We start from the raw sequence: 25,799 nt of genomic DNA on the forward strand, positions 1-25,799 counted from the left end.
TAAAAGTTGACCACCCTCTTGTTATTTCGAGTACGTCTCTTTGAGACGATAGCTTTCTCCATTCATAGGGATGATATGGGCCTTGTGGGTAACTCGATCCAACAAGGCGGCGGTCATCTGTTCATCGTGAAATACTTCGGTCCACCTTCCGAACTCTCGGTTGCTGGTGATGATCATGCTTCCCCTCTCATATCGAGCAGAAAAGAATTGAAACATTAACTCTGCTGCACGTTGGTGATAGGGGATATAGCCCAGTTCATCAATAATCACAACATCTGCAGTCAGCCATTGCTTTTCCAGCTGGAGAAGTTTTTTCTCATCCTGGGCTTCCATCAACTCATTGGCTAGTCGGGCACCTGTGTAGTACTTCACTTTATGCCCCTGATTAATAGCTTCCTGGCCCAAGGCAATGGATAAATGTGTTTTCCCGGTACCTGAATTTCCGATGAATAAAATATTTCTCCTCTGTCTAATGTAATCTCCTTGGAATATATCCAGTATACGTCTTTTAGGGACATGGGGAGCCTCCTCAAATCGGAAAGAGAGGAGGTCCTTATGAACCGGAAATTGTGCTTTATTCCGGGCAGATTCTATTTTTTTCGCTTCCCTCTCAGCGACCTCAATTGATAAGAGGTGGTAGAGGAATTCTTCATACGTAATCTGCTGCTCAGTCGCTTCCCGAAGGTATGCATCAAGCTGCGCACGAACAGTCGGGAGGCGGAGCCTTTTTAGATACTCGTCCATTTGATATCGATGTGAGTTCAATGCATGTATCTCCCTTTCTGTAATAGTCCATCATACGAACTGAAAACGGGCGGTTTTACCGAAACAACTGGCCCGTTTTGATAATCGATGGGGGCCGGCCTTCCCATTTCCGGCTGAGTAAGTAAATAAATGAAATGCCTCGCATGTTCTGCTGTATATAATTGTTCGTGAAGACAGTTTTCCACCGCCAGGCCAATCGCTTCTTTTGAAAACTCCCGATGGAGTTTAAGTAATTTGATAAACTCTTTCCCATGTCCATATTTTGAAAGTGTCCGATTGTAGAATTCCTGATAGCTGACGGGCAGATCAGCCTTTCGCAGAGGCCGTGCATGTTGTATTGACCTCGGCTTTCTCTCCAGTTCATCAAGATAATGGTCCACCTCAAAAATTTCTTCGGAATGGTCGTAGGAACGCTCATGATTGGCAACACAGACATCATCCAGCCAAATTTCAACTCTCTCTACATATGCCAATACCTCTGCGTCTTTCCTTCCCGAGTACCTTGTCGGTACGGAGTAATAATTTGTGTCAAAGTTCACAAGGGATAGGCTGTTGATCGTTGCTTTTATTTTCCTTGCGCAACGGTGGGTCCCTAGGATTGGCAATAGTGCTTCTTTCTCCTGAACAAAACGCTCCCCCACTTTTTCTTTTGTCCTTGGCACAGAGGAATTGTCGTATTGATCGCATTTTTCCTTAAGGTATTGATTTAGTTCCTCCAGGCTGCCCACTTGCGGGACAGGGACCAAGAACTGAGACCTGGCTGTTTGGACCAATTTCTCCACCTGGCCTTTTTCATTTCCCTTGGCAGGAGCACAGTACTGGGAGTCAAACAGATAGTGAGAACGGAATTGAGTGAACGCCTCCTGTTCTTCACGCTTTGTTCCCTCAAGGACCTTCTTAACAGCTGTCTTCATATTGTCGTACACTATTGTCTTCGGGACACCTCCAAAATAATCAAATGCATCGGCATGGCCTTGAAACAAAGCTTCTTGCCTTTGATGGCGAAAGACTTTAATAAAGATTTTCCGGCTGAACAAAAGCCTCATACAGAAAAGCATTACTTTCATTTCAATCCCGTTCAAAAGGATGAAGACTTCGCCCCAATCAAACTGGGCAAACTCTCCGGGATCAAATTCCAACGGAATGGAGGACGCAGGGGGATTATGTTGCTGCTTATACTGGCGTACGAATCGGCGGATAGTAGATTCTCCACCCTTAAAGCCGTATTCATCTACCAAGCGCCTGTGGATCTGCGCAGCACTGTGGCGCTGTTTTCTAGGGGCATGTTCATCCTCTTCCAACCAACGGAGGATGAGTGGTTTGACCGGATCAATCACAGGATTAACCACTGGCTGGTTTCGTTGATACTTTGGAATTTCCGTTTGTTGCAGTGCTTTTCTAATTGTCTACCTAGATAAATTAAGATCTTTTGCTAATTGCCGGATTGAACGCCCTTCTTTAAAATGCAGTTTTCTGATAAGCTCAATATTAGCCATCTTTAACATCCTTTTTCCTCCCAAATCATACAGTTCTCGACAAACTAATGATAAGGGATGGGTGTTAAGGGTGGTCAACTTTTTAGTTAGCGAAAACCGCTAAAGTGGTCAACTTTTATTTTAGCGTTTACATTCCCCCTGACCCTTGCAGCTCCTAATCAATAACGCCCGTTTTTGATAAAATTTTAATAATTTTGGAGTTATACCAAAGAAGTAATCGCCACTTCTACACAATATATAGTGGTGTCGAAAAGTCTCTCATCACAACATGTTGATATAATGATAAATAGATTGATATAATTAGAATTATCTCGAAAGGAGGAATTCACCACTCGGAAAAAACTTTATGAAGGGAGGGGTCAATATGCAAAGAGGAATTAGCAAAGCAAGGATCAATAGCAAAATTCGAATTAGGGGTCCCGGTAGCAAAACGCGGAAAACATACGCTAAGCAAATTTCTACATGAAGAAACCCGAGGTTTCCTACGCTAAGAGAATTTGGTTTTATTGGATAGAGTCAGGGAACTGCGGATTTACAATTTTAAGACTTTTGATGCAAATCTTATGAGATGCTTTGAAAGTTATTTTTATCGGAATGTAACTTTGTATCAATAGATGAGGACATTGCAGCCATTTATCTACCTATTTCTTTTCATGTTTTATAAATCAACATACGAAACTAGACTTTGTTAGATTGAATTAAAGACAGGATCATTAAGACATGAATAATAATAAAAAAACCCTTGAACCTTACGTTACGTAATGATTTATACTTAAGAAATAATAACTTACGTAAGGAATGATTTGGAATGAAAAATCAAATAATAAAAACCCTGATCTTCAACAAACAAGTACGTCTTTACCTCATTAACAATAGTGAATTAATAAATGAAATACTTAACATTAATGCTAATTCAAGTAAAGTGATTAAAATGGCTGTAGCTAATTCACTGTCTGTCATAAGTTTACTATCTGCAACACTAAAAGGGGAACAACGTTTAAGTGTTACTCTCACCTTGAGCAATCCCAAAAGTAAAATTCACGCCGATACTGATGCTTATGGCAACATAAAGGGTTATGCAAATGAATTTTTGCTTTCACAAGACCAAGACAAATACTCAACAGTTAAAGAGCTTATTGGACTAAAAGGATCAATAAGAATGATAAAAGGCGTGAATATGAACCAATTTACAGGGATAACAAGTATGCCATATCAGGATATAGACAAAGACTTTTCTTACTACTTTAAGCAAAGCGACCAAACTGATACTTTGATTAAAACTAATATTAACTTGAGAGAAAATAATGAAATTAAATATAGTTACGGTATATATGCACAACTACTCCCACAATCCTCTAAGAATCTTTTGGAGCTTGTCGAAGAGAATTTTAAATGTTTGCAGCCTATTTTAGAAAATCTTAGCCTTTCAACAGAAGAAGAAATTATTAACACACTGAATCAATATTTTGGGGAAGCAGAGATCATCGGTCATAGCGCTACTCAATTTTTCTGTGGGTGTTCAAAAGATATGTTTTTCGGCTTATTGCATTCAATAGATAAGTTAGAATTAAAAGAGTATGTTCAGTCTGGCACACCAATAATATCAACATGTCAAATTTGCGGTAGAAACTACATATTCAATACGGAAGAAATTAAGCCCTATTTGGAGGAGTCTAATGGATAAGTACTGGAAGGTTGGAGAAATTGCTGAAATCACAGGATTATCTATTAGGACTTTAAGATATTATGACCAAATTAAACTATTAAGCCCTTCCGAATATACAAAATCAGGACACCGCAGATACTCTCATGAAGATATACAAAGGCTGGTTGAAATACTTTCTTTAAAACAAATGGGGTTTTCTTTGGATGATATTAAAGGTTTAAAAGAAAAGGATAATAATTCAACTATACTAAATACTCTTGGTAACCAAATTGAGAGCATAAAATCAGATATTGAAATCCAACAACAACTCTTAAAGCAATTAGAGAGTGTACATGATGAATTTACTAACTCTAATAAAGACTTTGTTTCATTACAGAACTTAACAGCACTATTTGAACTCATGAAAGTAAGCCAGTCCAATTATTTTAGTCAGAATCAAATAGACATGATGAGAAATCATTATCATTCTATTGATGAAAAGACACTTCGAAATAAAGAAAAAGAGTTTACTCTTATTTTAAATAAATTGAGAATAAAAAAAGAAAGTGGAGCGTCCGTTTCTAATTCTGAAGTTCAGAGTTTAGCAAGAAGGTGGCAACAGATAATTTATTCAATTTCTCCTAATAATATTGAATTTCAAAAAAACGCAGAACGTTATTACGCCGAAAACCCAGATATTGCTTCAAGGGTTGGCGTTGAGCCTTCTTTATATAAGTATATCCAAGATGCTTTATTAGACTCATAAAAACACTTTTAAAAGGTAGTGTTTCTCTACTTCTTATAAAACTAAGGAGGATGTGGTTTAATAAATAATTCTAAAAAAGTTGATTCCTGAACGTAAAGGATTCGACTTTTTCATACTGAAATTTTCTTAATGTTGTAAATCCGCATTTTTCTTATTGAACCCCTAAATTAGATAATTCATCAATAATGAACCGAAATCTTTTGATTTTATAAAAAACGAATTCGGTTTTTTATTTATGCTAAAGGCTAAGCCCATTTTTTATTTGACATTAACGTTGCGTAATACCTTAACCTTGTAATGTGGAGGTGAATTACGCTGCTTACAACTGGGGAAGTTTATAAAATAACTGGACTTACTGAACGCTCTATACGATACTATTCTAATTTAAATTTGTTGAAAGCTAATAAGAATGACAATGGTCAATTGGTTTTATTCAAGTCCGATTTAGAAAAAATTGTGCAAATCCTCGCTGCAAAAATAACAGGTTATAAACTTAAAGATTTAATAGATCGACAACCTTCATTAAAACATCTAGTCCAAAGCTTGCCTCAAAAGCTTCAAAAGTGCTTCAAAATAAGAGCTCAAGCAAAATAGCAAAAAGCTTGGCTGGATCTGTGTTAGCTCAATCTAGAACTAAGGTTAAATAGAAAATCCAATAAATAAGGAAAATCACCTCTTAATTAAGGGGTGATTTTTTATTGCTTTAATTCTCCACATTATTGTTATAAATCTAAAGTACGGTCTATACTAGTTACTTAAATTTTAGAGACATAAACTAATGTCCTGATGAATATAATGGTACGTAAGGAACTATAAGATAATAATAGAATAAATTTCAAAAAAAACCCTCAAGCTATTGACCTAGCAAAATAAATTTGGTATATTTTGAGACGATAGGCAAAAAATACGTTCTTTTTTTTCGACTAGGAGCCAAAGGTAAAAAAAATAAGCCTTAAGGCTTTTTTCTTGCTGCCGTCCTCCAGGGTACGTAAATCCCTGTTTCCATAGATCTGGCTTAGAATTGACGGTTCGAAGCCAAAAAATAATGAAAGGAAGCTGATGTTAAAATGCAGTACCTAAAGTTTATGTCCCTTCAGCAAAAATGGTGGAAGGGAGGAAGCTTAAATGAAGAAGAAAGTTTTTAATTTCATATTCACTACAGCCGTAGCAAACACCGTCTGGCATTTCATAGATGTATATGGCACAGAGTACACTTGGGACATGCCAGCATCATTATTGACTAACATTTTCTTCGGCTATTGGGGTACACAAGTGGTTATATTGTTGGTAGCAATATACCTCTTGTACTTCCTATTTGTTACAGTAGACAAATGGCACCAAAACAAACTGGACAAGGCCGTTGAAAAGGCGCTACAAAAACACTTATAAATATAGTCTATTCCTGAACCGGTCGCACGGTTCGGGAATACTTTTTTAAATTTTATTCAGGTTAGTTACTAACTAGTACGATGATATCACAATATATTAGCTAAATTCAACAATAAACATTAAAAAACAACGAAAAGTATAGTATATAGGAGTAAAAATAAAATTAACAATTAAAATTTAATTATTAATTAGAACTAAAATTAACAATACCTTAAATATCCTTTTGCGCCATTTTTTAAACACATAATACCTTTTTATTAAGATAAACAACGAAAACAACTTTTATACAATATTAATGAAAAACTCTAAGAAATTATTTATTATTAACAAACAAGGTTACTCTTTCTTAGACAAAATGGCTAATAAACAAATAAATATTTCCAAAGTCTCCCCTTAAGATATCTCACTTTATCCCTCTCATGCCAAAACCTCACTAATTACAACATGTATGGAGAGGGCTACAATAAGTTGGGGTGATCCATTTGTATATTTCTCCTATGCTGCTACACAAATCAAATGCAGCCTTTTCCGATTCTAATTTCCTAACAGAACTTAAGCTCGATGGCATAAGACTAACCCTTTCTAAATTTGATGGAAAGGTAAAATTATATACTCGTCACAAAAACGAAGTGACAGCAAAATTCAAAGAATTAATTACAATAGATATTCCGGACGGAACAATGCTGGACGGTGAAATCATTGTAACGGATCAGGATGGAAAACCAGACTTTGAAGCAATGATGGAACGCTTTATGTCCTCAAAGTCTGGCCATCCAATTCAATACTGTGTTTTCGACCTCCTATACTACAAGGGCGAAAACACGATGCTTAAGCCTTTATATGAACGAAAAGCATTGTTGGAGGGCATCCTCCCAACGGACGATAAAATCGTTTATGTACAGCATTTAGAAGGGCACGGCCAACAATATTTTGACTTGATCAAAGAACAAGAGCTTGAGGGCATTGTTCTAAAAAAGATGGATTCCATATATAGCCCTGGAACTCGTTCCGATCAATGGCTCAAAGTGATCAACTATCAATACACGAACATATGGGTCACAGGCCTAAGAAAGAATAAATTTGGTGTGCTGCTATCTTTTGAAGATGGTTCGCCAGCCGGCATAATGGAGTTTATGAAGCCAGCAGATCGGAAGAGGTTGTATGAGGAATACCGGAGATATGTCCGTACAGAAACTGAAGATTTTATATATCTAGACCCTAAATTAAAAGGTATCGTTAAATACCGTAATCTAACCAAAAAAGGATATTTGCGCATCCCTTCATTTGAACAATGGATAGCCAAGAGCCCCTGTTAATTCAGGGCGCTTTTTATTTTTCTCAAGAAAAAAGAACCGCCTTAAAGCGGTCTTGTTACTAAGAATGCACAACCTCTTTTTTTAGCTCTTTCATCAATTCTTCGATTCCATCGGGGCTTAATACAATGTTTCCAAATCGTTTATTTTTGTCGGTGACTTTTCCTGTTATGGCACAAGCCATTTCATCTTTAAATTTCTGTAGAATGATCAGATCATCTTCAACAAAAATCTCAACAGGATCCCTTTCCTTTATATCCAAGGCTCTACGAAGCTCTTTTGGAATCACAATCCGGCCAAGGTCATCCGTTCTCCTAACAACACCTGTACTTTTCATACTTCAACCATCCTCGCTCTTATTTTATCTTCCCAGTACTTCAAATACGTCTAACACGACCATTAAAAGTATTCTTCCAATAATCATTTGTCATATCAGCAATTGCCACTCCTGTAGAATCTTGAGCCCCTATAAACTTCCCATTACCGACATAAATACCAACATGTCCATCCGTTTTATAAGTATCAAAGAATACTAGGTCACCAGGCTTCATTTCATTCGGAGAAACAGGTTTCCCTAGATGTTTTAAAGTTTCAGTGCTGGTGGAAGATAACGGACCTAAGTTGACACCTACTTGAGTAAACGCCCAATGGACGAAGCTAGAACAATCAAAGCGTCCTCTTAATATGTCATTTTGATTCCTTCCCCCACCAAAGACATATACTGAGTTTCCTATCCACTTACGGCCAACGTCCGCGACTTCTACACCACTAAGCCCTTCTGTACCACCAATTGCAATATATCCCTTTACATAAGAATCGGCAAAGCCCAACACTTCTTCTACATACCAATCTGCATGATTATAAGCAAAGACTGCTTCCCGAATACGCCCTTCGGCTGCACCGTTTGCAGCTAAATATTTTGCTGCGGCAAATATAGCATCTTCTAGATCATTGGGATCTGCTTTTCCGTCTCCGTCACCGTCAACACCATAGCCCCCATACTTCGCAATTACAGAAGGGTTGGTTAATTCAGACTGAGGTATATTTCCTCTTCCTAATCCACCACAAGAAGGATGGCCCCAGCCAACCCATGTGCAAGGCATAAAGTAGAGTAAGCACCCGGCGCCTTCTTCATGTTTCCATGACAGGTTTCCAAGTACTCCTCCCCGAACCGTACGTACACCTCTCGACGTATACGGCTCTCCATTTATCAATCCAGCTTCCCGTTGTGCAGGTCCAGGTGGCATTTTACGCACAGAGCCATGGTTTTGCGATTTCTTTCAATCATTCGCTTCTCCCACCTTTTCTTGCCTTTCAGGTCTTTTAGCTTTCTTACATGATGGATTTCTAGGGGCACATTTTCGGCACCACACCATTCACATTTTTCTGCTAAAAGTCGTTTGACTAAACTCGTACTGTTATAAATGATGTTTCTTTCCGCAGGAATAGAGTCAATGTTATTTGACTTATAGACTTGGTTGTTCTTCTTGAACCCGTCTTTGTAGAAGTACGAAACTCTTTTTCCGCTGATTGTATCGTATCGCACTCCAAAATGACCATTTATACTAAATTTGCTGATGATCTTTTTTACGCTGGATTTGTATTTATTGGCGAATGTTTTATACATGCTGTACTCCATAATGTGTTTAAAGCTATCCAATTTGTAAACATTGTTCGCCAATTGGTAATAGTTATACAAACCTCTAATCTCTGCGTTGTAGACCGTCAAAATTTCTAAATCATCATTTTGAATAAGGTGGGAACGATGTGTCGATTTCCATTGTTTTGTTTTTGGGTCGATTTTCAATGCTCTGTACTCGATCAGCTTATTTCTCCAAACTTCGTGAGGCATAAGCAGTTCACAGCTCATTGTTCGGGTACGCTGTTTGTGACCACTGGCTGTATGTTTTGCCGTTTTATTATCATGACTGATTTTCACATCATACCCGAGAAAACGTGCTCGGTCCTTTGAATGTGTAATCAACGTTTTTTCTTGAGATAGTTCAATTTTTAATTCGTTCTCAAGAAAATTTGTCAAGTCACGTTTTATGATCTGGCAATCCTCTTTACTGCCAATGACTCCTATAAGAAAGTCGTCTGCGTATCTTGTGTATTGCAGCCGTTTGTAGCCATCGTCCATCGGATCTTTATAGGGTAACTCCATCATATGATTTTTAAGTGATTTCACATGAAGTCGTGCCGTTTCTTTTTCTTCCTCGTCCAATTCAGTCCATTTTTCTCCGTACTTCTTTTTAGCACGTGAGAGCCGCATTTCACGGGTTCTGTATTCACGTAATCTTTTTCTGGCTTTTCCTTTATCGAAACCCGCTTTGTACTTTTCGATAAACCGGTCAAGCTCGTTCAAATAGATGTTTGAAAGTATAGGACTGATGATTCCGCCCTGTGGTGTTCCACTGTATGTTTTATGGTATTGCCATTCCTCCATATAGCCTGCCTTGAGAAATTTCCAGATGAGGTTTATAAAGGCTTCATCCTCAATCTTTCTTTTCAAGATGGCAATGAGTGTATGGTGGTCAATATTGTCGAAAAAACCTTTAATATCTCCCTCAATAAACCATTTTGCCCCTGTAAAACGTTCTTTTACTTGTGTAAGGGCTGTGTGACAGCTTCTTGCCGGACGAAAACCGTGTGAGCGATCAGAAAAATTTGGCTCATAGATACTTTCCAGTATCATTCTGACGACTTCCTGTAATAACTTATCTTCAAATGATGGGATACCTAATGGGCGCTTTCCGCCGTTTTTCTTGGGAATATACACCCTTCTTGACGGTTTCGGCTGATAGCTGTAATCCTTCAGGCTTTCTATTAGGTTTTCAATGCGTTTTAGACTCATTCCATCAATGGTGATTTCATCGACACCTTTGGTCATATTGCCTTCTTTGCTGTACACCTTCGAGTAAGCAATAAGGTAAAATTCAGCGTTGTATAAGTTTCTATACAGTCTGCGGATTTTATAATCATCACGAGTAGTCTGTTTCGCCAGATTGTCTAACACCGTATTGGGACTTCTCATAGAGCCTCACGCTCCTTTCCAATGTTGTGTAAGACAAGATAAACTGCTCTCCTTCGCCATGTGACAGGCTTTCCCTGTCTCGGACTACTACGAGAGCTCCGTTACCATATTGGATATTCAGTACCTTTGTACATAGCCCTGTAGGGCGTTCCAACTTAGGTAATCACCATTTAGCACACATAAGAACAAGCGCATTGTAATGTCGGATGTGACGTTCGCCCTTTTCTTCTTATTGAAGACGGTCAGCCTTAGACCACTTCACAACTGACATGCAATTAATCAGTTGCGTAATCGGAAACGAACCTACAATTATTTCGTACCCTTTGGCTGTATAGCGTTTATAAATACCTTCCGCTATAGATGGGCCATTAATCCCCTCGGACTGTCATTCAGGCAGTTTAGCTTTCATCCTCGTTTACAATTTTTTTCGTCTTGCCATTCAGTCGTATCGTGGTATTTCGGTAACTTATGGCTTTCCCAGCATGCTACACTCCCCGATATTTGGTTTCCCTCACGGATAAGCTGGGTGACGACAGGTCGTTGTGGTCTAACCTGTTCCTTGCTAGTGGAAATTTCTTATGTGACCTTATGGTCGCACCTGCATATGACCAGTTGCACCTACTGGCGATATCATAGGCTGAATGGTTGAAAATCGGGTCTCTACACGATGATGGGCTGCAAGGAGATTCCACGGAACACCATATTTTTCTTGAGCAGCCATATAGATAGGAATGAATATAGCCGGGATTTCATTCAAACCAATTTCAGAAATATCTCCACCCCAAAATCCCCCGCCTTCAGGCTTCGATTCTTCCCCACTTGAAGCAACGATAAGTACCATTGCTAGGATTATACCCGCCACTAGGACCAAAACGGCGGCTCCCCCTAATATGACTGGCCAACCTAATTTTAAAGTTGCTGCTGTACCAACTTTCTGCGCCGCCTTCTTAGCAACTTTTTTTCCAGCTTGTTTTGCAGCTGCCTTCCCTGCAGCACTTGCAGCATTTTTAAAGGCAGAACTCCCGTCAGTTTCATAGTTGTCATTTGGATCATTAGTTTGGGACATTCACTCTCACATCCTCTACTTTCCATTCTCCATTGACCTGACGGACACCAAGCAAATACCAATCTTCTATATTTGTACTTGTGCCATCCGTTGCTTCTGCGCTTCCCTTTACAATGACGTTCCAGCGCACAACTGAACTGCTGGAATTAACAACAGGCGTAACCTTTGTTTCAGTGACTGTTAAATAGGACCGGTCTAAAGGCTCCCTTCTCATATTTGTTTTCATTTTTTTATATAAAGCTTCCGTCATATAAGGCTTTGCATCTTCTAAATATTTCATCGGATCATCTGCATTATAGGCATGGAATGCTTTTACAAAAGCAACTCCGACTTCTTGCGTCTTGGCCAATTCCTCTTGGGAAAAATTTTCATTTTGATCATACTCATTCTTATCCATCGCGGTCGTATCTACAGTTTTACTTGAAGTGACGGAATCGACGTTCTTTGCCGATTCCACGCTACCTCGAGATTCACTTTTCTCTGCTCCGGCTTCTTCTGTACCTAAGCTGCGGAATATAAAAGTTGCGGTAAAACCGATAACAAGAAACACTGCAAGGATGAAGCAAAACAGTTTGATCCGATCTGATTTACTGTTGTGAATATCCCAACCAAACATAAGATTCCTCCTTATTCCTCGTTTCGATTCTCCCTATTCCGATTAGCATTAATCTGTTGCTCAGCCTCCCAACGGGTTATCGGCCTATCATTTTGCCTGGCATTCTCTATTATCCGATTAACTACCTCCTCGCGGTTCTGACGAGTGGTTTCTTCATTTCTTTGAGTAACATTGTTTTCTGTCACTCTATTATTTCTTTCTGTAACTTCATTGGTGGTCCTGCTGTTATTTTCATTTGAAGAGTGACTTCTATTCACGGTTTCCTGGATATTTCTTTCTGAACTTTCATTCGATGCTCGATTTCTGTTTACTGTCTCCTGAATTGTTCTTTCCAAATTTTCATTGGATGCCTGGTTTCTGTTCACTGTTTCCTGTACATTTCTCTCTGAATTTTGGTTATTGGCGACATTGCGGTTAATGGTATCTTGCGAGGTTCTTTGTTCCGTTGTATTCTCGAATCCCCTGCGCTCTGTAAGCTGATTTTCTTGTCGCTGATTTAATTTATCTTGGTGAGAGTGCTGATTTAATAGATTAACATTACGGTCAGACTGCTGACGTTCAACAAGGTCGGCATCCTGGAAGTTTGGACGCTCCGTAGATGCTGCTGATTCACGTTGTGCATCCCTTAATGACTGACGATCGACCAAAGGAGCATTTGATACGTTATCGGTCCCTAAACGGCGTCGGCGTAAATCATCAATGTTCGTCACATTGGTATTACCTGATTCCCTTTGACTTTCCGGAGTACCCGAACCGTTTTGCCGTTCCATAAGATTATTGCTGTTAGTGGCATTTTCTATATTTGCGCGATTATGCAGTTGATTCTTATATCCTTCTTGTCCTTCCTGAAATTCTGAACCTCCCCGATCCATCAGCACAGCTGCTCCTGCAGCTGAAGCTAAATTCTCCTTGATTTGACCTTGCTGACCTTGGCGATTCGCAAGCCCCGTATTCCCTCGGGTTTTAGACCCTTTATTTCGATTTAACAACGGTCGATTGTGTACCCGTCCATTTTTCCCATCAATTTGACGCATTGTGTTCCGGGCCTGACTATATTTTTGCTTATAGCTTTGAAGGGTCTGGCCAGTGCTACTTTGAACATTATTTGCAGCCGTGGATACCATACTAAACAGATCTTTTCGCTTTGCCCAAATACCTACAAAACATATAATTTGAAGAATCATCATCCCTAAGTAACCTAAATCTGACGATTCTGTCGCACGATAAAGAATGGCGGAAATCCCAAACAAGATAGTGAGAAGTAAGGCAATGGCTATTTTCATCAACTGCGCATGAAGTAATTTCATTGCCCAATCTACGGCAGTCTGTTGCCAACGCGGCACAAGGGCCATCAAAAGTGGGACCGGCGCAAAAAGCGCTAGTGCCAAGAAAATAAGCTGAAACAAGATGATGGAGCCTGAAATCATTAAAAGAAAAATCCCGATAATGCTATTTCCGATGAACAACAAAGGGACAAAGGCTGCACGCTGTGTGATCCCGTCAATAGCCATCATTGCATTATCCTTCTCATTTACCTCTACTTCGGCTTTTTCTTGTCTTTCTTGAGCTCCTAAAATGGGATCAACAGCTAATAGGTCATTTACTCTGCCTTCATCAACCTCAGCAGTACCGTATTGCATTAGCAAATACGGTTTTTTAACCATCAGATCAAACATTTGATTGCGGATTGTAGCAATCCCTTCTTCTGCAGTATAGGAAGCTCCTGGATTAACGATGCTTGCAGATACGCCTAGAATGTCACTTTGAAGATTACTCGACCATTCATTCAGACCGCCTAAGAACTTGCCCGCATTTGAGAAGAAACCTAAAGAAAAAACGAAGATAATTAACGCGGATATTAAACCGCCCCAGGCACGGCTGCTTTCTCGCTTAACCATTCCAACATAAGTCGCCCATGTTCCCACTAGACATAGAACAAAGGTTACTAGCAACGGCCAAAGTCCATTTGCCATAAAACCGCTAGAGTTGAACCCTGCTATATTTTGGATAGCTGCGCCTATTTCATCAACAACATTTGACACAAAGTCTAATTCAAAAGCTTCTTGTACAATAACCATTGTAAAATTCGCTAACAGTACATTTAGCTGCCAAATGGCATTAATAATTTCCATCAACGCAATATAAATTTGTTTTCCAGCTCCGTCTGCCCAATTCCATGGCATCCAGTCACCTGAAGTATCAACATAGGTGTCTAGCTCGTAATGATGTTGCGGATATTCATTATAATCAAGCTCTACTTCCCCGATCGTACCTGTATCACGATCTTGAGGAACAAGGTTGTCTTGTAGGCTATCAGCTGACACAAGAATTTGCATTGAGGTTAAAAGCAAAGCAGTGATTATTACTAACCGAAAGAATTTTTTCATTGTTCATGCAACTCCCTGAGTACTTTCGGCTCCAAGTCAGCTACTAACTCATCAAAATTATAAACGTCTCCATACTGTGTTCTTTTCCATCCGTTATCTGTTTTGACGATTTCCATTCTTTCCGTTTTAGTGCTTTTTTCTTCGGGATGCTCGTAAACTATTTCATAGAAATAGCGTTCATCATTAGCTTTCCATTCTGTTAATCTATAATTCTCAACTACTACACTATTATCCGGTTCGTCTTCTGGGTCTAAGGCTGTTTGCTCTTTTTGAAGCAGTTGAACCATTTTACCCTGATCTTTTTGGATATGGGCATTAACCCATTCGACTGGAATATCAGATGATCCTTTACCCTTAGTTTCATTGTTACTGCAAGCTGCAGCAACAATAAAGACGATTGACAAAACAACGGGCAACCAAGCTTTCCTCATACAAACACCTCCGTCTCTGTCTCATCGTCCTCTTTTTCAAGAGCAATCTGCCCAGCATAATGACTCAACTTTTCTTCTTCCTGTTTTTCAGATGGTGGTCGTGTATCAAAGGCATCGAACAAGTCTGTGAATAATGCGTTAACAGATACGACCCCAACACGGCCCGTAATGTCCTGGAATAGACATTGCCCATTTTGAAGCTCCCTTAACGTGGAAGCATTATATTCAGTATGTTTCAGATTTAATAAGGAAAGAACATTTTCAATCTCTTTTGGATCTGTACTTCGGAATGCGAATTTCATGCCAATATTGTTTTTCATCTTTTCATCCAATAAGTCATTCGCATTTTGAGTAACAAAGTATATACCTGCATTCATCGAACGCCCTGCCCGGACCATTCGTGTAGCCAAATGGCTTCCTTGACTGGTATTTAAAACGGCCCATGCTTCATCCAACAGCACAACCTTGAAAACGCTGCGGTTTGAGTAAATGAATTTTAATGCGAAAGATGAAATAGGAAGCATCATGGCCACGGACAGCATTTCAGATAGACTGTACTTCTCCGGGTTAGTGTCTGGCGCAGGAAGCTCTAAGTTTTGTATCTGCAGTACATTTAATGCTGTCTCAAGACTGATGGCCGAATGGCGGTCCCCATCTCCGAAAAGCAGCTGTGCAAACGATAATTCGCTAAATGACCGAATATGCTCTCCTAGCTGTCTCGCTATTTCATCTTCACTGTTTAACAACTCGTTCATAACCTTTGTCAAAGAAGGCTTTTCAGCTTCTGCAACTGTCCGGACTGCATGTGTCAGTTTAGGGAATCTTTGAGAATCATCCAACCGCACACCTGTAAGGAATGTCAGAATATCCAATGCCAGTGTGATAGATTCTTTAATGTCCTCATGTATTGAGAAGGGGTCCAAACGCCCTTTATCTTCTAGCTTAGTAGATAGGGAAATGATGTTAACATGCCCCGATAAATCATAAAGGTCATCCCCCCAGTTACCACGCTCACCCTTAGGGTCAATTACTAATGCTTTACCGCCCGACAGAACAGACAGATACGTAATTAAGTTGGAGCTAAATGATTTCCCTCCTCCTAATGAACCTAAGAATGCAGCTGAAAGCGCATTAGTTTTTGTTCCTCTAATTCCTTGAGCCGCGCGGTTTGGCATAATATAAACAGGTTGATCGAGAATACCTGTTGTTCCAACAAAGAAACCTTCCCCATCCCCTAGCTGTTTAGTCGCTCCAAACATACCGCCTGAAACAGCTGCTGGCTCCATATAATGAATGTAATCTTTCACATATCGCTTGGCCCCAGGAAGAAATTCATTGAAGGCCAACCACTGATCCCCGTAGGGCTGCTCGACCTGAAACATCATATCTTGATAATGATCTTTAATCGTATCGCAACGGCGCTTAAGTTCATCTTCATCTTGAGCCGAAACAGAGAGAATAATTGATGTTTTAATAAGGGGCATTCTTGACTTCTGTAAGTGCGCCTCTAACTCATGAGCTTCCTGTCTCCCCTCAAGAACATTTAGCCCCGTATCATTCCCTGTCTCTCGCGCATGTCGATCTTGATCCTTTAACTCCTTTTGTTTGTTGCGAACGGCAGACAAAGCCTTTCGATTCTCTAAGGTCTCTGTACGGATGCTGATTTCTACAGGGAAATCTAGGCTCTGAATACTATAAATCCATTCCTCATTAGGAAACTCCATCTCATAAGGAACATTTGAAATGGTCAAAAATGCAACATGCCCTTCTTTTTCATCACCTTCATGAATTTGCTTTAAGATCAAACTGCGTTTAGGAGAATCGTCAACAAACCCTTCTGTCAACCGAAGCACATCATGATATAAGGGGCGACGTACCGTTATGTTTCCATCTTCAAACTCTTTATGATGGACAGTGTATGCCGGGCTCCAATTTTTAATAAGAGGCGCCTTTCCAATCCCTCGGTAGAAGTTACGCCTAATCAGCCACTGAATGGATTCTTCATTAACCGGCTCGGCTTTAAGGCGAGAATGGACCTTGTTATACACTCGGCGCTCTGCTTTTCTGTAACGATCAATCTCACCTTCTATAATATCTGGCGTATCAAGTCCAGATGCTGCATTGACACCACCAATAAATTCTTGCCAGGCTTCTTTTAAATCCTTCAGAAACGAATTTTTCTTTGTATTCTCAGGTTTTGGGAGTTTCACACCGATATAGAAACGGTACTCTGTCCCTTCCTTTCCGAGCAGCCGTTCTAATTGAATGGCTGCATCATCAGTATGTTTTTTAGCTGCTTCTTTTAATGGTCCAGATAATCTGCTTTTAAATCTCTCATGCTTTTCTTGAATGGATTGAAAATTCGGAACAACAAGCATATGTGTATCCATATTGATTTGCCAAAAGAAGGCTTTTATCTTAGTGAAAATATAGTCTTTTTCATCATCAGCAAGAAAATCATAATTATATCCAGCAAGCTGATAGTACGCCCAGCAAGATCCATCTTGAGCAAATACAAGGTTGTCTTCAAAGTATTTAACCGGAAATTCGATGTTCATCAGCTTCACCTTCCTTTTCGTGATAGCTTAACTCACGGTAACTTATAGGACTCGCATACTTGTAAGGCTTTTTGCTGCTGGTTATCTCTTTATAGCGATTACGGTAATGCGGATCTAAGTGGTATTGCGCCACCCGCAAAAAGAATCGGTGCGGCGCTTTACCATCAAGTAATTGTTTCGTGAAAAACCAGGAAAACAAGCCCGGCAAAAAGATGTACTCAATCAACCCTAAATCAATTAAACTTAGAGGGGGGATACGGTTTAGGCACCAAACTAAAATGAATCCTCCTGCAAAGAATCCTATCTGTCGATACGTGAGAGGTATCGGCAGAGGGATATCTTGAATCCCATACAATACTTTTTCTACTTTCCAGACACTGTTGTAAGTTCTTAGAATTTTAGGCTTCATAGATTACGCTCCAAAAACGGTTTCCCAGAGCTTACTCCCAAGATCTTTTACACTATCCGGCGTGAACACGAAAACCCCTACAACCATTGCAAATACAGCAAATCCTACAAACTTAGAAAACTCCCTTTTCACCAAAAAATAAATTGCGACAGCCCCGATAATGACCAAGAACAAAGCACCAATTTGAGTAGAAAACCATTCTTGAATATTTTCTCCGAAATTCATTCTCTATCATCCTCCTGATTATTGGTGATCAATCTCTTTTACTAACCAGCGATCCTCTTCCTTGGTGGCAGTTAAATGATAAGGATAGACAACTTGGGCTTTCGATTGATTCTCAACAAAGACAACATCCACAAAAATATCAAAATTGCTCTTATCCTGGCCTTCTTTGACTATGAATTTTTTCACTTCTTGAAAAGTCATGATGCCATTCATGGATTGAACATCATTTTCTTTAACATAATAAGACAACTCTTGAGGAGTACCGGTTGTATAAACTTTAAAGAAGGTGTCGAGGAATGTTTTTACTTCCTCCTGAAGTTCTGAATCACTAACCTCCCCCTCTTCATTAAGGTTTATGTCAGCAGCTAACACGGGCTTTGTTGGCTTAGAAATAAAGTATGGAACTTTATTAACGACAAACGATTGGCCATCTGTCTTGACAGGAACGACAAAATATTTTTCATATGGTCCTGCTTTCTCTTCCTTTGCTTTTGGCGGCTCCTTCTTTTCCTTTTTCGCTGCCTCTACAGCCTTTGGGTCTGGAGGTGTTACTTTTGACAATCCGTGCAGAATGCGAAGCGTGACTAGCGCTGAATCTGCACCTGTCTCTTCTACTTTCCAAATTTGAGACTTTGCCAGCTTACTATTCCATTGCATGCCTTCAAAAGCTAACCCAGCTTGTTCATCTAATCCACTGGCAAGGAATGGCGATAAACGTTCCACCCTGCTCTGCTTGGCTTTATCCGTATTCTCCCAATCAAAATAATGGACCACAAAATTTTCGGCGAATGTCTGGCCGCCTTCACCAGCTGCAAGATTAACTTTCTTTACTTCTTCTTTTGGCTGTGTATCTGCCTCAGTCGAGCCTGCCCCAGCATTGCCTACTCGAACAATGGCAACAACCGAAAGGAACAACACGAGCGTAAATCCTGTCCAAAAAGCACCTTTTATCAACTTCTTCCTGAATACCGTTTTCGGATATTCACGCTTTTTCATGCTTGCCCTCCTTTACTTCATCATCTCGTTCATCGCCTGTTTTCTGCGCTCTTTTTTCTTGGCTTCTTCTCCTAGCGCCCAAACAGCAATGCAAACAAAGATGAATAAGCCGATAGTAGCCCAGATTCCATGTTCAGCGTAAAAAAATTTCACCCACCCTATTACATCTTCTGCCGCTTCTGCAAACGGAGGGTACTGATTGTACGCAAATTGAAACAGGAAATAGCCCAGCAATATGATTAATGCGAATATTAAGAAAACTCCGAGCAGTCTTTTGCCAAAAGAGAGCAACATTTCTTTAAGGGTACTATCAGATGATGGGGAACCACGCTTAACCTTATAGCCCAAACTTTATCACCTCCTTTCATGGATTTACAAAAAATTACATTATTCTATTCTATACGTTTATACAAGCTGTAAAGTTTCTCTGGATCACTAGAATTAGACGATTTCCAAATAGTACCATACGGAGTGGATATAACATCATCATACGTGGCAAAAAGTAGTGATCCGCCAATCTTTTCTAACTCTCTCGAATCAGCTTTTTTCGCATTGAGCATTAACTGATTTCGTTCTGTCTCATTGTTTGAAACAAAGAGCACACGAACGATTCTGATAGCTTCCCCGAATATAGCATCATTTTTGAAGGTTCCTTTTCTCACATACTCGTTGTAACGCCGTACCTTATTCATGGTCACATCAATTCGCTGCCGGCTTCTTTCTAGCTCAACTAAAAATAGAATTTGTACTTTCTGTTCATTCACTGTACGCTCCAAAACAAAAGCTCCATCCGGACGAATCACAGTTGTTGAAGACTGGCGATCCTTCCCCTGTTTATCCTTCGAAACTTCACCATAATTCCGAAAGGCTCTCCTTTCAGAAAAATATTCTTTGAAAGTAAACAATTCATCTTCACTGGAAGCGTAAGCTGCCTGAATATGTGACATCCTGAGTGAATGGAAAACATAGGTTGGGGTTCGCTGCGTCCAGCGCGCATCCCAATCAGCTTCGCCTAAAATCTCTTTCGCCTCTTGGACCCCTTTGGTATCCAGGGTATACACCAGCCTGTCATTCCCTCTTGTAGTTGCTTTTGCGACCGGGAAGGACTTTATATACCCCTCTCCTTCTAACGCCTTCATTTGACGCGATATCCACGCTCTGGAGTATGGTTTTCCGTCAGCATGAACAAATATATATTTTTCGAGATACTCCACATCTGCAAATACAAGATCATGTAATGAAACGAATAGTTGTTCCTCGATTTCTCCAATTCTTTTGACCATCAGTAATCCTCCTACACCAACAAATCATCAATGCTGATCTCTTTTTTCTTTTCATCCGAATCCCTCTCTTCTCGATCATCAAGCTGATTTAAAATCTCATTAGGGTCTTTTTCAAATTCCGCTTGCATCTGATCTTCGTTTAACAAGGAATGTTCCACTGTGCTTTCTCCTGCTGTTCTTTCGGATTCTTCATATTCCACTCCTTCCACTTTACTCAAATGTTCTTTTCCTATCAATACATGACCGTCTTTAGATTGATCCTCAATAGTTTCAATTGCAGCAGCAGCTTTTTCTCTCCCTGCCTCGGCAACTTCTTCGAACACCAGTACTGAATCAAATTCATGGGTACCTCCTCTTTCTTGCTCGGCTAATTCAGGTTCCAAAAAATAAGGAAGCGCTTTCACCTCATGCTCCATGGCTTCATCAATTGTCCGTTTTTTCATTTCAGGGATAGATCTTTCATAAAGGGCAGCTCCAGGAGCCTTCATCCGAAGTAAGAAAGGACGAGTTCGCTCATTGGCCACCTGCATTCTCATATAACCATGAAACGGCTCAATATTAAGATAATCACTATCTTTTAAAACCTCTGATGGCATCGAGCGATTGACAGCCTGGGCATCCTCCGGGTTCCCTAACCTTAGTGAAACAAAGGTTCCGAAGTTCCGAAAGATGGCATCCGATACTTCGGAAGGCACTTGCCCTTTCAAGCCTTGCATACCAAGTATGATAGACGTTTTATATTTCCGGAGTTCGGAGGCAAAGGATTCTATTGCATCTGTGCTATGTTCCATCAAAGTGGGGGCTTCATCAACCATGACAAAATGATAAGGCAATTGATCTCGTTCTGCAGCAGGGGTATCAGCCCTGCTTTTTCCTGCAAGCTCGGCAAAAGTCAGACACATAGATCCAATTAGCTTCTTTTCATCACTTGTTAGTTCAGACAAATCCAAAAGAGTGATTCGGCCCTGATCCATACTTTCGCGGAAGCGCAGTCCATTGGTTTGAGCCCGCAGCATTTTTCCCAAAACTCCCGATAAAGTAATCTTTCTTAACTTATTAAGCGTGGAATTGGTTTTTTGCTGAAGCTCCCGGTCCTGAAGCCCCTGTAAATTCGAGAAATACAGATATAGATCGTTTTCTATGGGATCTTCTCTATTCAATCTTTCAAGAACACTTTCACGATAATCCGGGTCGCTCAATATCCTCTGTAGATTCGGCAAACTCGCTTCCCCTATTCGCTGCAGCGCAATGCCCCCATTAAGAAAGTTATCATCTATGTTCGGACCCCAAAAATCCTTCCATGTACGTTTTAAAACATCTGCAACTGTTTGAGCAATTTTATCCTCACTTGTCGTAAAGTCCACATCATAAACATTGAAGGGAATCTCACCTTCAGAGAACTTTATATATCGGACCAGATGCTGTTTTTCAGGAGGAATCCTAGCTGCAATGTCCTGGCATAGATCACCGTGAGGATCTATCACTGTCCCGCCAATTGCATTTCCTGCGCCATCAAGATTGATTAAATCCTCCACCAAGTTATACATAGCTGTCGATTTCCCCATCCCCGACATTCCAATAAATGCTGCATGATACCGTAATGTACCAAGATCAAACATGACAGGATGGTTCTGGCCATGATAACTGTGCGTACCAAGTGGAATCGCTAGATTAGGATCAAATGATGCCTGTTTCACTTCTTTAGGTAAAGGGGTAAATCGCATTTTCAGCCTGTTTAACTTATTATTTTGAACCCTTTCACTAGGTAGCCTCATAATGGCAGCCATTTCTTCAGTTCCTAAAACAACATGCTTTTTCTTTCTCTCCATTGAATAAATCCGTTTACGAAACTCCCACCTAAACAAAGGACGGATAGTACGGAACCACCACCACTCACGACCATATAGCTGATTCAGGCGCCCACTGGAGAATGTACCAATGGAACCTTTCGCACTTTTTATTAACAACTTTGCATCCTTCTGATCCTGGCCAAATGCAACGACCTTTATTCCAAGCCGCGACAATGATCTAGTCGATTTGCCTTCAATAGCTGACAGATAAAGCTCATTGTCCTTTTCAAGCGTTTCATCCCTTTCCCCCTGCTTATGAAACTGGCGAACAATACCTCTAAAACTTTTCTCTGTTCCATAAGCTGGCTTAATAAGAAATTGCATATGGATCTCCTGGTCATCCCCTAAACTATCAAGAAACTCAATTAACTCTGCCTGCGTATCAACCACTTCGTTATGATAAGTTTTAATCGGGACAGTCCAGTGGCTTTCAGTGAACAGCTTGGTTCCAGCATGAGGACGGGAAAAATCAATGGTATGGTCCTGAACTTCAGAAATTTCTACTCCCGGATGCTCAGCGTAAAACTTACTTTTAAACGCATTTCCAACATGTTCATCCGGAACCCATACAAAGAACCGAATATCGTTCTTAGTCGCAACAATCTCCCAGCTAATCCATTCCTGCTTTATCATTCTCCTGTACCACGGACGCTGCAAAAAGCTTAACATTGTCGCCCAGGCTGTCTCATCTTTAAAATACAAAATCTTAGAATCCATCGTTGTCTTCAGCTCATAAACTTTCCCTTCGCTAGGTATCAAAAACGGCAACAAATGGAACCTCAAACAGCCTCACCCTCCTCTAAATATTCTCAATAAATTCATGAAATTATCAATTACACTACCGACAATTAACAACTAACACCATCTTTCCAACTCAGAACTCCTACATTAACATTATCTTCTCTCTATACAAATCACTGGAACTTATCCCTTGAACTTTACTCTTTTACTCACTTGAACTCACTCTCTTGAACTTACTTACTCTCTCTTACACTCACTTACTTACTTACTTACTTACTCACTACTCTCTACTTACACTTACTTACCACACACACTCACTTACTCTCTAACTTACTACTCACTACTCCCCCCACCACTATATATCATTTGAAATCAGGTAAGTGGGTTAAATATCTAAGGTCCTGCCAAATAGTCACGGATTAACGCTCTCCCGATCCGTGACCATTTGGCAGGACCGGCCCCGGTTTGAACACCTAAAGCAGTAAATTAGATATTAAAAGTAATGAATAGTATTAATTAACAATTAGTTCAATATCTATTTGTCTCTATATTAACAGTTTGGGAATAATATACAACATGACACAGGTCCCATTTTTTAGGAGGTTGAGAATATACATTTGTACTAATATTGAAAACTAATACAACTACAAAAACCTGGCGAATGAAAGATATTAATTGAATCTTTGTTACTCAAAAAAATAAGGTTTCTATCCAGCACCTGTAAGGATCACATTAAAGGACTATTAAAACATTAAAATACAACCAGAACTCCAAGACATTCAATTAATGATAATAATTCTAAAAAATATATATTAAACAGTTACAAGATCAGAGCCAGGAAAAGGATACTATAGATATGTATTGGCAGACTGGCTCATTAACCGGACCTTGATAAAGGCTGCGATTCAGACCGGAGCAGCTTGCCCATTTCAGCGTGCAGCAAACTATCGAGCGCAGGGAATTCTAATGGCTTGCCTCCAGGGAAGTGATAAGGATTAGGCAGCAGTTCAGAAAATGACAGTTGAGCCTGCTGGATCTGCTTCCTCCGCAAATGAAGCAAATACTTGAAAACCATGCTCCGGCTGCTAATTTTCGTAATCGCTCCCCTTCCTCGTCCACTAGTGCGTTTTACAATCCTTTTCGAGCGTTTAATCACTTCTTTAAGAGAAGATACGGCCAGTCCGAATGTTTTGGCAAGCATAGTCAAAGAAGCCTCTAAAAACGGCTTTTCAGGGCTTAAGTGTTTTTGAATATATGTTAGAATGTCCTCTTCCCATTCTTTGTAATGAGACCTTTCACGAACCTCCCGGTCTTTCTTGAATTTATACCATCCTTCCCGGCCTTGAAATTTTGCCTTTCCATCTGTCCATAGAGTAAGCAAGTTTTCGGCATACGATCGCTTTACGCCTTTGTATTTGCCGGAATAGGCACTTTTTAATATCCGTTCAAATTCTTGTTTCAACAATGGTTGTGATAAGCGGCTATTAAATTCATCCAGTTCATCATAGGCGTCTTCAAATGCCCTTCCACTGGCATAATTGGCCAAGGCGAGTGTCATAATGGCGTTGTTTCGGCTCGCACTATGGTAACCTTGTTGAATGTCTCGAGCGTGAATGAGGGCATGGTACCAGTCTGTTTGCGTATAAACCCATTCCTTACCGTTCGGGTTTTGCACCAGCTGCAGGAAAGCACCCTTTTCCTGTTCTTCAAATTGTTTTGACCAGGAAATCAGCTGCACAGTATTTGCTGGCTGATCGTAGAAGTCCAAAATATTGTCTTCTGATGGAATACGGTAAAAGCCGAAAGGTGTGCAATTCAAATCAAGCGGTATATATTTCAATAAAGCTTTCCGGATATTATCAGACAAACGTTCTGCTACCCTTAAAGACTTGTAATCTTTTTGTTTATGAATGTAAAAAGGCGATTCCAGGACAAAGAAGCACTGAAACCCTCTTGGTGTTTCCACAAGTAGGTTGGGCCGCGGAAGACCTATCTCCTCGCAGCCTAAATACAGTGCATAAAGATCAACTTCTTTTGTATCGATGTCAAAACCTATGACATTGATCTGCTTAAGATTTTCTCGCACATGTCCTTTAATGATGCGCTTCTTAAAATCATAATAAGTGCCTCCGCGGTATGTATTAGGCGTCCAGTGGGTCAAATGCCGGTATTTATCCCTTAGCGCTTCATACGAAGTAATGATATACCCTTTTCCTTCTGCAAGTTCGGCTTTTGAAGGTGATACAAAGACCGCTCCTTTTCGGAGCGGATTCATTTCTTGCTCTGTCTTGCAGGATTGTATTCTATGTATAGGTTCTCTGGATCCTCTCTGCTTATACATGTGCAGGCTGTTATGTGTCATGAATTGCATAATTTCGACAGGAGAAATAACGGTCTTTGCAGCCATGCTATTTGTAGCATTGGTCAAGTGTCACACCCTCTTTTTCATTCGATTAGTACCGGTCCATGTAGTTTTCCGAAATCTTCGAAACATACTATGTGTTAGATTTTGTTGAAACTAGTATATCGAAATCGTTTTTTGAAAAAGGATGCTCTCTAAGAGAAATGCACCAAAAAAAAAAGGCCCTCGAAGCCTAGAGCTCCAAGGGCTGAAAAAAAAGTTTCATTTTTTTTATTATGCAGGTTCCGCTCAACTTTCCTCAAAAAAATTACATAATGGTGCATTTTTTCCGTTCTCATATTTTTAAAAATTTCTAACAAACCCACTAATATCAAGGTTTATAAGAAGACATACATTTAGTGATAGTAGACAGGTTCCGCTCAACTAAATGTTTTCTGGTGCATTTTTGACATACAGGTTCCGCTCAA

22 protein-coding genes are annotated in these 25,799 nt (G+C 40.0%); 5 read left to right on the forward strand and 17 right to left on the reverse strand.

What is annotated here, in order from left to right; all coding sequences use genetic code 11:
- Window positions 1–21 precede the first annotated feature (21 nt).
- Entirely contained in the window at window positions 22–765 is a 744-nt protein-coding gene (gene istB, locus LCM00_RS21015) for an IS21-like element helper ATPase IstB (protein WP_224905726.1), read from the reverse strand.
- Window positions 762–2,168, reverse strand: coding sequence for an IS21 family transposase (istA, locus tag LCM00_RS21020; protein WP_224905831.1), 1,407 nt, complete (start codon window positions 2,166–2,168; stop codon window positions 762–764). Before istA ends, istB begins: the two co-directional genes overlap by 4 nt.
- Before the next feature lie 901 nt (window positions 2,169–3,069).
- Here istA and LCM00_RS21025 point away from each other — a divergent pair.
- The 5 genes from LCM00_RS21025 (at window position 3,070) to LCM00_RS21045 (ending at window position 7,377) form a co-directional block, all read left to right on the forward strand.
- Entirely contained in the window at window positions 3,070–3,945 is an 876-nt protein-coding gene (locus LCM00_RS21025; protein ID WP_224905728.1) for an Hsp33 family molecular chaperone HslO, read from the forward strand.
- Window positions 3,938–4,672, forward strand: coding sequence for a MerR family transcriptional regulator (locus LCM00_RS21030; RefSeq protein ID WP_224905730.1), 735 nt, complete (start codon window positions 3,938–3,940; stop codon window positions 4,670–4,672). The genes LCM00_RS21025 and LCM00_RS21030 overlap by 8 nt, the downstream gene beginning before the upstream one ends.
- 315 nt (window positions 4,673–4,987) lie before the next feature.
- Complete coding sequence (locus LCM00_RS24945; protein ID WP_224905833.1) at window positions 4,988–5,266, forward strand: MerR family transcriptional regulator; 279 nt, start codon at window positions 4,988–4,990, stop codon at window positions 5,264–5,266.
- Window positions 5,267–5,797: 531 nt separating this feature from the next.
- A complete protein-coding gene (locus tag LCM00_RS21040; RefSeq protein ID WP_224905732.1) occupies window positions 5,798–6,061 on the forward strand; it encodes a hypothetical protein in 264 nt (87 codons plus the stop codon).
- A 482-nt stretch (window positions 6,062–6,543) separates the two neighbouring features.
- Window positions 6,544–7,377 carry an ATP-dependent DNA ligase gene (locus tag LCM00_RS21045; protein ID WP_224905734.1) on the forward strand — a complete coding sequence of 278 codons (834 nt, stop codon included), beginning with the start codon at window positions 6,544–6,546 and terminating at the stop codon, window positions 7,375–7,377.
- Window positions 7,378–7,435: 58 nt separating this feature from the next.
- On the opposite strand, the gene LCM00_RS21050 is transcribed toward LCM00_RS21045, so the two are convergent.
- The 15 genes from LCM00_RS21050 to LCM00_RS21120 all read right to left on the reverse strand — a co-directional run bounded on the left by LCM00_RS21050 (window position 7,436) and on the right by LCM00_RS21120 (window position 25,131).
- On the reverse strand, window positions 7,436–7,711 hold the full coding sequence (locus tag LCM00_RS21050) for an AbrB/MazE/SpoVT family DNA-binding domain-containing protein (RefSeq protein ID WP_224905736.1): 276 nt from the start codon (window positions 7,709–7,711) through the stop codon (window positions 7,436–7,438).
- A 40-nt stretch (window positions 7,712–7,751) separates the two neighbouring features.
- Window positions 7,752–8,621, reverse strand: a complete 870-nt coding sequence (locus LCM00_RS21055) for a C40 family peptidase (RefSeq protein WP_224905834.1) — start codon at window positions 8,619–8,621, stop codon at window positions 7,752–7,754.
- A complete protein-coding gene (locus LCM00_RS21060) occupies window positions 8,585–10,408 on the reverse strand; it encodes a reverse transcriptase/maturase family protein (protein WP_009790657.1) in 1,824 nt (607 codons plus the stop codon). Before LCM00_RS21060 ends, LCM00_RS21055 begins: the two co-directional genes overlap by 37 nt.
- Before the next feature lie 586 nt (window positions 10,409–10,994).
- The gene (locus LCM00_RS21065) at window positions 10,995–11,474 is read right to left on the reverse strand and encodes a lysozyme family protein (protein ID WP_224905845.1); all 480 of its coding nucleotides are present in this window, start codon (window positions 11,472–11,474) and stop codon (window positions 10,995–10,997) included.
- The gene (locus LCM00_RS21070; RefSeq protein WP_224905738.1) at window positions 11,461–12,090 is read right to left on the reverse strand and encodes a hypothetical protein; all 630 of its coding nucleotides are present in this window, start codon (window positions 12,088–12,090) and stop codon (window positions 11,461–11,463) included. The genes LCM00_RS21065 and LCM00_RS21070 overlap by 14 nt, the downstream gene beginning before the upstream one ends.
- An 11-nt stretch (window positions 12,091–12,101) precedes the next feature.
- Complete coding sequence (locus tag LCM00_RS21075; RefSeq protein ID WP_224905740.1) at window positions 12,102–14,477, reverse strand: CD3337/EF1877 family mobilome membrane protein; 2,376 nt, start codon at window positions 14,475–14,477, stop codon at window positions 12,102–12,104.
- Complete coding sequence (locus LCM00_RS21080) at window positions 14,474–14,908, reverse strand: hypothetical protein (protein ID WP_224905742.1); 435 nt, start codon at window positions 14,906–14,908, stop codon at window positions 14,474–14,476. The genes LCM00_RS21075 and LCM00_RS21080 overlap by 4 nt, the downstream gene beginning before the upstream one ends.
- Window positions 14,905–17,466 (reverse strand): ATP-binding protein, encoded by a 2,562-nt coding sequence (locus LCM00_RS21085; protein ID WP_224905743.1) that lies wholly within the window; start codon window positions 17,464–17,466, stop codon window positions 14,905–14,907. The genes LCM00_RS21080 and LCM00_RS21085 overlap by 4 nt, the downstream gene beginning before the upstream one ends.
- Window positions 17,444–17,875, reverse strand: a complete 432-nt coding sequence (locus tag LCM00_RS21090) for a conjugal transfer protein (protein WP_094769639.1) — start codon at window positions 17,873–17,875, stop codon at window positions 17,444–17,446. The genes LCM00_RS21085 and LCM00_RS21090 overlap by 23 nt, the downstream gene beginning before the upstream one ends.
- Window positions 17,876–17,878: 3 nt before the next feature.
- On the reverse strand, window positions 17,879–18,100 hold the full coding sequence (locus LCM00_RS21095; protein WP_224905745.1) for a hypothetical protein: 222 nt from the start codon (window positions 18,098–18,100) through the stop codon (window positions 17,879–17,881).
- Between the two features lie 18 nt (window positions 18,101–18,118).
- Window positions 18,119–19,096, reverse strand: coding sequence for a conjugal transfer protein (locus LCM00_RS21100; protein WP_224905747.1), 978 nt, complete (start codon window positions 19,094–19,096; stop codon window positions 18,119–18,121).
- A gap of 12 nt (window positions 19,097–19,108) precedes the next feature.
- The gene (locus LCM00_RS21105; protein ID WP_224905749.1) at window positions 19,109–19,444 is read right to left on the reverse strand and encodes a hypothetical protein; all 336 of its coding nucleotides are present in this window, start codon (window positions 19,442–19,444) and stop codon (window positions 19,109–19,111) included.
- A 44-nt stretch (window positions 19,445–19,488) separates the two neighbouring features.
- Window positions 19,489–20,379 carry a replication-relaxation family protein gene (locus LCM00_RS21110; RefSeq protein ID WP_224905751.1) on the reverse strand — a complete coding sequence of 297 codons (891 nt, stop codon included), beginning with the start codon at window positions 20,377–20,379 and terminating at the stop codon, window positions 19,489–19,491.
- An 11-nt stretch (window positions 20,380–20,390) separates the two neighbouring features.
- The gene (locus LCM00_RS21115; RefSeq protein WP_224905753.1) at window positions 20,391–22,946 is read right to left on the reverse strand and encodes an ATP-binding protein; all 2,556 of its coding nucleotides are present in this window, start codon (window positions 22,944–22,946) and stop codon (window positions 20,391–20,393) included.
- Window positions 22,947–23,847: 901 nt separating this feature from the next.
- Window positions 23,848–25,131 (reverse strand): primase C-terminal domain-containing protein, encoded by a 1,284-nt coding sequence (locus tag LCM00_RS21120; protein WP_224905755.1) that lies wholly within the window; start codon window positions 25,129–25,131, stop codon window positions 23,848–23,850.
- Window positions 25,132–25,799 lie beyond the last annotated feature (668 nt).

Source organism: Bacillus infantis (genome assembly GCF_020171945.1).
In the GTDB taxonomy this organism is placed as follows: Bacteria; Bacillota; Bacilli; order Bacillales; family Cytobacillaceae; genus Bacillus_AB; species Bacillus_AB infantis_A.